The following is a 9,214-nucleotide window of genomic DNA, read 5'->3' as shown; positions in this document are numbered from 1 at the left end:
AGCAGCTCTTTAGGGATTTTGGGTAGCTCGCGTAACGCAGGTTTCTTTTTGGTTGGCATACATGCACCTCTTACTCATGTTATGCCCGAACACAAAATTTCTGACACCCCCCACCATCCCCAAGTAACCAAGGGTGCTTGCTCCTGGTTGGGTTCCTCCTTCGTCGGAATACCCTCACTCCGACGACGCTCCGTGGGCCCGCGCCGAACGGACATCCATGTCCTGACGGCGCTCTCGCGGCATCCATGCCGCTCGGCCCACTGCGCGTCGTCTGCGTTCGGCCTGCACCCAAGTCGCGTTTGGCGGTGTCTGGACCTTTTGTGTTTGGAGGGCAAAAGCAGATCAAGTGCAAGATCAAAGGCTTCCCGGCTGAAGCCAGTCCTACGGTCTAGGGCTATCGCGACTCTCACTGACTACACGCGCTGCTTTAGATCGTCCCCACGCTCTGCGTGGGTATGCATCCCCTGGCGCTCTGCGCCGAAATCTGTCCGCCAATCCATTTCCGTTTGCCTCGACGGCATTGAGCTGTTATCTGTACGTCCGTCCAGTGTTCCGATCGACGGCCAGCCTTTTCAGTGACTTCCATTTCCGCTGTTCCCCCCGATACCCGCGCAGCTCCTGTCGAGCCTGTGGCGGTGGCGGCTGTCGATCCGGAAACGGGTTACCGGATGGCGGTGCGGGAGTTGTGTGAGTTTACGGCGAAGGCGGGGGATCTGGATTTGCGCTTTACGCCGTCGCCCACGGCGCAGGAGGGGATTGCCGGGCATCGGACGGTGGCAGCACGGCGGGGGCCGCAGTATCAGGCTGAGGTGGCGTTGAGCGGGGTGTTTCATGAGCTGAGGATTCGGGGCAGGGCGGATGGCTACGATGCTGGGCTGAACCAGCTCGAGGAGGTCAAGACCTATCGCGGCGACCTGAGCAGCCTGCCCGCCAATCACCGGCAGCTGCACTGGGCGCAGGCGAAGGTCTATGGCTGGCTGCTGTGCCAGCAGTTGCAGCTGGCCGAGGTCAACCTTGCCCTGGTGTATTTCAACATCATCAGTGAGCAGGAAACCCTCATTCAGCAGCGCTTCACGGCGGCCGAGTTACAGGGGTTTTTCGAAACTCAGGCCGGAATCTTTCTGCAGTGGGCGCGGCAGGAGCTGGCCCACCGCGACGCCCGCGACCATGGGCTCGGCGCTCTGAAGTTTCCCCACGCCGATTTCCGCACCGGGCAGCGTGTTTTGGCCGAGTCGGTGTACAAGGCGGTCAGCACCGGACGCTGTTTGATGGCCCAGGCGCCCACCGGCATTGGCAAGACCATCGGCACGGTGTTCCCGATGCTCAAGGCCGCGCCGACACGCAAGCTGGACAAGGTGTTTTTCCTCACCGCCAAGACCCCGGGACGCAAACTGGCGCTGGATGCCCTGAGTGTGATTGGTCGAAGCGCGCCGGAGCTGAGCCTGCGTGTGCTGGAGATGGTCGCCCGGGACAAGGCCTGCGAATACCCGGACAAAGCATGCAACGGGGACTCATGCCCGCTCGCCAAAGGTTTTTACGACCGGCTGCCGGCGGCGCGCAGCGAGGCGATGATCAAGCCGTGGCTCGATCAGGCGGGCGTGCGTGAGGTCGCGCTGGGCCATCAGGTCTGCCCGTATTACCTGAGCCAGGAGCTGGCGCGCTGGTCGGACGTGGTGATCGCCGACTACAACTACTATTTCGACCTCAGCGGCATGCTGTTCGGGCTCAGTCAGTTCAATCAGTGGCGGGTCGCAGTGCTGGTGGATGAGGCGCACAACATGGTTGAGCGGGCGCGGTCGATGTACAGCGCGACCCTCGATCAGCACAGCATGAATCAGGTGCGGCAGAGCGCGCCGGAGCCGGTGAAAAAGGCCTTGCAGCGGCTCAACCGCGACTGGAATGCCCTGCACAAGGAACAAGTCGCCCCTTACCAGGCCTACGCCGCCACGCCGGCCAAGTTTCTCAACAGCCTCAATCTGTGCATCACCGCGTTCGGTGATTATTTCAACGAGCACCCCCATGCGGCCAACGGCGAGCTGCAGAGTTTCTACTTCGAGGCGATCCAGTTCGGTCGCATCGCCGAGCTGTTCGACGAGCATTTCCTGTTCGATATCAGCAAGCGTGAACTGGGCAGCAAGTCGCTGTCCCGGGTGTGCCTGCGCAATGTCGTCCCGGCGGGGTTTGTGCGTCCGCGCCTGACCGCCGCGATCAGTGCGGTGCTGTTTTCCGCGACCCTCAATCCACGGCATTTCTACCGCGACTTGCTGGGCCTGCCCGACACCACGGCATGGGTCGACGTCGAGTCGCCGTTCCAACGGTCGCAGCTGGACGTGGAAATCGTCAGCCGCATTTCCACCCGCTACACCCACCGGCAGGCGTCGCTGGCGCCCATCGTCGAGCTGATGGCGCGGCAGTTCGAGGCGCGACCGGGCAATTATCTGGCGTTTTTCAGCAGCTTCGATTATCTCCAGCAAGTCGCCGAGTTGATGGAGCGCAGCCACTCGGCTGTTCCTGTCTGGAAACAATCCCGGGGCATGGCCGAGGCCGAACGGCAGGCCTTTCTCGATCGCTTTACCCCGGCCAGTCAGGGCATCGGTTTTGCGGTGCTGGGCGGGGCGTTCGGCGAGGGCATCGACCTGCCGGGGGCTCGGTTGATCGGTGCGTTCATCGCCACCCTGGGCCTGGCGCAGATCAACCCGGTCAACGAGCAACTCAAACAGCGCATGAGCCTGTTGTTCGGCGCCGGTTACGACTACACCTATTTGTACCCCGGCATGCAGAAAGTGGTGCAGGCCGCCGGCCGTGTGATTCGGGGTGTTGAGGATCGCGGCGTGGTGGTGCTGATCGACGATCGCTTCGCCGAGCGCAAGATCCAGCAACTGTTACCGGTGTGGTGGCAGCTATGATGGGGGGCAGCTAATTGTCTCAAGGCGTTACGGATCGATAGCCGAGCGCCACGGTCCAACTGCCAGTAAACTGCCGCGCTGATGGCATTTCAGGCGAAGTTTCAGGGCGTTTCCCGCCTGGTCGAGCCCTTTTCTTTTTTGTCTTTTCCCTATTTTTCATCCACGGAGGTTTCGCATGAGTATCAGTCCATTCGCGGGCAAACTGGCGCCTGCAGAATTGCTGGTCGATCTTCCTCGTCTGGTGACGGCCTATTACACCGGCCAGCCCGACGCGTCGGTGGCGACCCAGCGTGTTGCCTTCGGTACCTCCGGGCACCGCGGCAGCTCTTTCGAATTGAGCTTCAACGAGTGGCACGTGCTGGCCATCAGTCAGGCGATCTGCCTGTACCGCCAGGCCAACGGCATCGACGGCCCGCTGTTCCTCGGCGCCGACACCCACGCGCTATCGACCCCGGCGGCCGCTTCGGCGCTGGAAGTGCTGGCAGCCAACGGCGTCAACGTGATGATCTCCGAGGGTGACGAATACACCCCGACGCCGGCGATCTCCCACGCCATCATCTGCTACAACCGCGGGCGCACGACCGGTCTGGCCGACGGCATCGTCATCACGCCTTCGCACAATCCGCCGGAAAGCGGCGGTTTCAAGTACAACCCCACCAACGGCGGCCCGGCTGACTCGCACATCACCAAATGGATCGAGAACAAAGCCAACGAATTGCTCGCCGAACGCCTCGTCAACGTCCAGCGCATCACCCACGAAAAGGCCCTGCGCGCCGACACCACCCATCGCCATGACTACATCAACACGTACGTGGCTGACCTGAAAAACGTCATCGACATGGACGCCATTCGTGGCGCGAACCTGCACTTGGGCGTTGACCCGCTGGGCGGGGCGGGTGTGCGTTACTGGTCGGCGATTGGTGAGCACTACGGCCTGAATCTGGAAGTGGTGAACAAGTTCGTCGATCCGACCTTCCGGTTCATGAGCGTGGACTGGGACGGCAAGATCCGCATGGACCCGTCGTCCAATTTCGCGATGCAGAGCCTGATCGGTCTGAAAGACCGCTTCCAGGTGGCCTTCGCCTGCGACCCGGACCACGACCGTCACGGCATCGTGACGCCGACCGGCGGCCTGCTGGCGCCGAACAATTACCTGGCGGTGTCGATCGATTACCTGTTTCAAAACCGTCCCGACTGGCGCGCCGATGCGGCCGTCGGCAAGACCGTGGTCAGCAGCGGGATGATCGATCGCGTGACCCAACGTCTGGGCCGCCGCCTGTACGAAGTGCCGGTGGGCTTCAAGTTCTTCGCCGAAGGGTTGTACGAGGGTTCGCTGGGCTTTGGCGGTGAGGAGAGTGCCGGTGCGTCGTTCCTGCGTCGCGACGGGACGGTCTGGACGACAGACAAGGATGGTTTGATTCCGGCACTGCTGGCCGCGGAGATCCGCGCGCGCAAAGGCCGCGACCCGAGCGAGATGTACAAGGCGTTGACCAATGAGTTGGGCGAACCAGTGTCGACCCGCGTCGAGGCGAAGGCCAACTTCGAGCAGAAGGCGCTGTTGAGCAAGCTGTCGCCGGAGCAGGTCACGTCGACGGAGCTGGCTGGGGAGAAGATTGAGAGCATCCTAAGCAAGGCGCCGGGCAATGATCAGGCGATTGGTGGCTTGAAGGTCATTACCGAGAACGGCTGGTTCGCTGCGCGTCCGTCGGGGACTGAGGATATCTACAAGATCTATGCGGAGAGCTTCAAAGGTGAGGAGCATCTGAAGCGTCTGGTGGCTGAGGCGCAGGTGCTTGTTGACGGCGCGATAGCGCCTTGACGCTTTTGCGTCGAGCCTGAGCTCGTGGTGCGGCCGAGAGAGTCTGCCTAACGGCAGACATTTCGCCTTCGGCGAGTTACTTGGAAAAGCACCCCAAGTAACCAAGGGTGCTTGCTCCTGGTTAGGTTCCTCCTTCGTCGGAATACCCTCACTTCGACGACACTCCGTGGGCCCGCGCCGAACGGACATCCATGTCCGCAACGGCGCTCTCGCCGCATCCATGCGGCTCGGCCCACTCCGCGTCGTCTGCGCTCGGCCTGCACCCAAGTCGCGATTTGTGCTGTATGGACTACCGCGTAGAAGATCAACAGCAACAGCAACAGCAACAGCAACAGCAACAGCAACAGCAAAAGCAAAAGCTTCCCGGCTAAAGCCGGTCCTACAGTCAGCGCTAATTCCACTGATTGCACGCGTTGCTTTTGTGGGACCGGCTTTAGCTGGGAAGCCCTTGATCTGCTCTTGATCTTCATCCACAAGAATTCCAGACGACACCTATCGCGACCGGAGTGAAGGAACCCGACGAAGTCGGGCCCAACCAGGAGCACAAGCCCTTGGTTACTTGGGGCTTTATCAAGTAACTCGCCGAAGGCGAAACGTCTGCCCTCAGCCACACGCTCTTGATCTTGATTCACGGCTTTTCAAGCCACATCCACGAGGACGATCTCGCTGTCTTCGAGGGCCGTCACCCGCACCACACGCTCATCCTCAACCGCCACACCGTCGCGCGCCTCGGCACGCAGGCCGTTGACCTCGATAACACCCGTCGCAGGCACCAGATACGCCCGACGGCCTGCATCCAGCACGTACTCAGCCGTCTCACCGGCCTTCAGATTGGCCGCCACCAACCTGGCATTGGCCCGAATCCGCAGCTCGATATCATCGTCCGCCTTGCCACTCGCCAGGGTCACAAAACCCTCGCGGTCGCCTTTCGGGAATGGCTTGGCACCCCACGAAGGCGGAGCACCGACCTCGTCCGGCATGATCCAGATCTGGAAAATCCGCGTCTCCTTCGACTCCAGATTGTATTCACTGTGGGCCACGCCCGTGCCGGCACTCATCACCTGCACATCGCCCGCTTCGGTACGGCCACGGTTGCCCAGGCTGTCCTCGTGAGTGATTGCGCCCTCACGAACATAGGTAATGATCTCCATGTCCCGGTGCGGGTGACGCGGGAAGCCGGTGCCAGCCTCGATCACGTCATCGTTCCACACCCGCAGCTGGCCCCAGTTCATGCGGCTCTCGTCGTAGTAACTGGCGAACGAGAAATGGTGATGGGCATTCAGCCAGCCGTGGTCTGCGCTGCCAAGGGATTTGAAAGGTCGAAGTTGCAGCATGATCAGTTCCTCCGTAGCAGGGCCGGGCCTGTGGCAGGGCGCCGCTGGTGATGACTTGTCAGTCGATGGAGCAATGATCTATCAACTAAATATCGATAAAAAGCGTAAGTTCTGCATGAATGCGATCGGTTAATTCGATACGTAGGCCATCATGGGGCCTAGAAACACGCTGCCCTTTATCGGCTAACTCCCTGACCGCAAAGCATTTCACTGGAGCTGAAACACGAATGGGGCGACCATAGGCGCCCTGTCGAAAACGCCGATACCCGGAGCCTGCGTGCCGCACGATTTTTCCGCCGAGCTACCCAACGAGCCAAACCAACTGCCTCCCGACCTGAATACCCCTGAACGCTTGCCGTTCTTAAAGCGGCTCTTTGCCCGCGTGATGGGGAGGGGTTTGTCGCGCATCCAGGCGCAGCACGTGCCGTCGTGGCACCAGGGCCACGCCGATGGCTACCTCAACGGTCATGCCGAGGGCATGAACGAGGGTTACGCGGAAGGTCACCTGGATGGCATTGAAGAAGGCCGTCAGGTGCTGGTGATTCGCGACACCCGGCCCCTTGAGCATCGTGGCCCGAGGGTTGACGACCACCTGTTCGACGACTGGCGCCTGCCGCTGACCAACGAACTGAAAAAGCGCATCAAGGCCGACGTCGCCGAGAAGCTGCCCGCACACGCGCAACCCACCACCGCCCAGTGGAAGATGATTTTCAGCGACACGCCATCGACCTACGTGATTGCCGGCGCCGGGGCGGGCAAGTCGACGTCGCTGGTGTTGCGCGTGCTGCTGCTGAACCACTACCTGGGCTTCGAGCTGGACTCGATGACCGTGGTGACCTTCACCCGCGAGTCACGCAAGGATTTCATCAACAAACTCATCGAGATCATGGCGCTGTGGGGCCATGAGCTGACCCTGCGTCAGGCCCGCGAGGTGGTGCGCACTTTCCATTCGCGGATCCTGCCGCTGGTGCGCAGCCTGCCGGGTTTCGAGCAATTGCAGGCCTTCGAGAACCTCAGCAGTCAGTCCGGCCAGCTGTTCGACGACAGCGCCGACAGCAACCCTTTCGACTTGCGCATCAATGACGCCCAGCGCCAACAGCTAAACCTGTGCTACCGGGATTTGTACGCCGCCAATCCGCGTTTTCGCGAGGTCATGGCGCCCTTGTACCGGCAGTCGCTGCAACTCAAGGAACTGGACCGCGATCACCCGGACGTGCAGAAGCGCATCACCGTGATGGGCCTGTCGTCCAAGCGCGACGAAGAGCTGTGCGACGTCATTGAAGACCTGTGGATTCGCGCCGGCGCGTGGCCGATTCAGGGCGTCGAGCCGATGCGCCAGACCGTCGAAGTCAGCGGCCTGACCTTCCACGTCCACGGCTATGCGGCCGAGCTGGATGCGTGGATCGTCCTGGGTTTCGACCCGAGCGAAGACCAGCACCTGCGCCGTCCGGACGCCAAGTTGCCGGTGTGGGCCGAGTGGGTGATCAAGCGCACCTTGTTTCAGGCGTTTTGCCGCAAGCCGGTCATCTGGCTGGAAAACTACCAGGCATCGCGCGGGATGATGCAGTCGTTGTCCGGCGCGGCCGTGGCGGGGCCGGGGTTCGATTACAAAGTCAAAGGCGAGCTGAGCGCGGCGCCGTTGCTGGACTGTTTCGTCGCGGCCGCCAGCTTCATCGAAAATCTCGGGCTGGACGTGCCGGACGCCGTGGCGCAGATGAGCTTTTCCGATCAGGACCCCGACCGGTTTTTCTTCGAAGCGCTAAGCCTGTTCTGGAAGGCCTTCGAGAACCACCTGCTGGATCAATCACCGCCGGTGATGACCTACAACCGGATGTTCTCGCTGTTCGGTGAAAACTCGCCGGAGAACCTCAAGCTGGTCAGCGATGCAGGGCTGCGTCCGCTGTCGCATCTGATGATCGATGAGTTTCAGGACGTCTCGCCGCAGATCGTCTCGTGGATCCGCGCCAGTCTGCGGGAGATTCGCAGTCGCGGCCCGGCGCTGCATGTGGGCCGCGGTGCCCAGCGTTCATCGCTGCTGTGCGTCGGCGATGACTGGCAGTCGATCTACGGCTGGCGCGGCAGTTCGCCGAAATTCTTCATGGAGTTCCCCAAGGAGTTTTCCTCGCCCTCGACCACCAAGGTCATGCTCAGCGACAACTTCCGCAGCCACCAGCACATCATCGACGCCGCCGAACACATCGTGCGTGCCGCGCCGGCGATCAGCGGCAAGAAGGCCCGCGCCAGCGGCCCGGTGCAGGAGCTGCTGCCGGTGACCGTGCTGGACCGCGACGATGACCGATTGCTCGCGAGCCTGACCGAGCATTACCACGCCGGCGACTCGGTGCTGCTGCTATACCGCAAAGGCAGCGAACGCAGCCGCTTGCCGGAAGCCTTGCATGACCTTGCCGATGCCGATTACAGGCTGCCGCCCCAGGAACGTCGTCTGAAGCAACTGACCTATCACAGCGCCAAGGGCCTACAGGCCGACGCCGTGTTTCTGCTCGGGGATTGTCAGCATCTGACGCAGTCGCCGTACAAGAATCAGGTCTATCAGCTGGCCGGTCTGGGGCGGGAAGGGGATCTGGAAGCGTTCGACAACGCGCAGAAAGATGAGGTGTTACGCCTGGCCTATGTGGCGATCACCCGCGCCGTTCGCCACTGCTACTGGTTCATCGACGCTGCGGGCAATGACGACGGGAACATGCCGCGCGCCTCGGCACGGGTTGCAGGCGACAAGGCATTTTTCGACGATCGCCGAGGGGCTGCGGCACTCGCCACTCCACTCGGCGCATCCGTCGAACAGGGGCAGTACGCCCAGGTGGTCAGGCCCGATTGAGGTACAGAGAGCGCCTTGGAATGAAGGTTTCGACCTCCAGTTCAATGGCCTCGATGATGCGCTCCACGTCCGTCGCGTTCATCACGGTGGCGCAGGGAATGGCGGCGATGGCGATCACGGTCTCGCCGCTGGCCCGGTCAAAAAGACGGGCGACCATACTGCCGGGCGCATCCATGTTGGCTTCGAAGCCCACCGGATGAAAATGCCAGCGCATCAGCTGGCAGGCGTTCGGGAATGTCACTTTGTTCATGGACCCACCTCGTTCAATCGAGCACTTCACAAGCTCCGCAGGGTAGGAAAACGGCAGGTCTGTTCAGGC

5 protein-coding genes are annotated in these 9,214 nt (G+C 61.7%); 3 read left to right on the top strand and 2 right to left on the bottom strand.

Features of this window, described 5'->3' with window-relative positions; translation table 11 throughout:
• The first annotated feature begins 668 nt into the window (after window positions 1-668).
• Window positions 669-2,906: an ATP-dependent DNA helicase gene (locus ACYASU_RS02370; protein ID WP_463581837.1), complete on the top strand. Its 2,238-nt coding sequence runs from the start codon at window positions 669-671 to the stop codon at window positions 2,904-2,906.
• 175 nt (window positions 2,907-3,081) lie between these two features.
• Window positions 3,082-4,725, top strand: coding sequence for a phosphoglucomutase (alpha-D-glucose-1,6-bisphosphate-dependent) (pgm, locus tag ACYASU_RS02365; RefSeq protein ID WP_463581813.1), 1,644 nt, complete (start codon window positions 3,082-3,084; stop codon window positions 4,723-4,725).
• A 638-nt stretch (window positions 4,726-5,363) separates the two neighbouring features.
• Here the strand turns inward: pgm and ACYASU_RS02360 are convergent.
• Complete coding sequence (locus ACYASU_RS02360; RefSeq protein ID WP_463581812.1) at window positions 5,364-6,059, bottom strand: pirin family protein; 696 nt, start codon at window positions 6,057-6,059, stop codon at window positions 5,364-5,366.
• A gap of 385 nt (window positions 6,060-6,444) precedes the next feature.
• On the opposite strand from ACYASU_RS02360, the gene ACYASU_RS02355 reads away from it, so the two are divergent.
• The gene (locus ACYASU_RS02355; RefSeq protein ID WP_463581836.1) at window positions 6,445-8,895 is read left to right on the top strand and encodes a UvrD-helicase domain-containing protein; all 2,451 of its coding nucleotides are present in this window, start codon (window positions 6,445-6,447) and stop codon (window positions 8,893-8,895) included.
• Here the strand turns inward: ACYASU_RS02355 and ACYASU_RS02350 are convergent.
• Window positions 8,882-9,145, bottom strand: coding sequence for a DUF1652 domain-containing protein (locus ACYASU_RS02350; RefSeq protein WP_197983975.1), 264 nt, complete (start codon window positions 9,143-9,145; stop codon window positions 8,882-8,884). The genes ACYASU_RS02355 and ACYASU_RS02350 overlap by 14 nt on opposite strands.
• Window positions 9,146-9,214: the final 69 nt, after the last annotated feature.

It is taken from the genome of Pseudomonas sp. HP_12, from assembly GCF_055283955.1.
This window is presented reverse-complemented; position numbering and strand designations above follow the sequence as displayed.

Bases quoted from the DNA above. Each gene is read 5' to 3' on its own strand.
- ACYASU_RS02350 (WP_197983975.1), bottom strand. From the start codon at position 9,145: ATGAACAAAGTGACATTCCCGAACGCCTGCCAGCTGATGCGCTGGCAT.
- ACYASU_RS02360 (WP_463581812.1), bottom strand. From the start codon at position 6,059: ATGCTGCAACTTCGACCTTTCAAATCCCTTGGCAGCGCAGACCACGGC.
- ACYASU_RS02370 (WP_463581837.1), top strand. From the start codon at position 669: ATGGCGGTGCGGGAGTTGTGTGAGTTTACGGCGAAGGCGGGGGATCTG.
- pgm (WP_463581813.1), top strand. From the start codon at position 3,082: ATGAGTATCAGTCCATTCGCGGGCAAACTGGCGCCTGCAGAATTGCTG.
- ACYASU_RS02355 (WP_463581836.1), top strand. From the start codon at position 6,445: ATGGGGAGGGGTTTGTCGCGCATCCAGGCGCAGCACGTGCCGTCGTGG.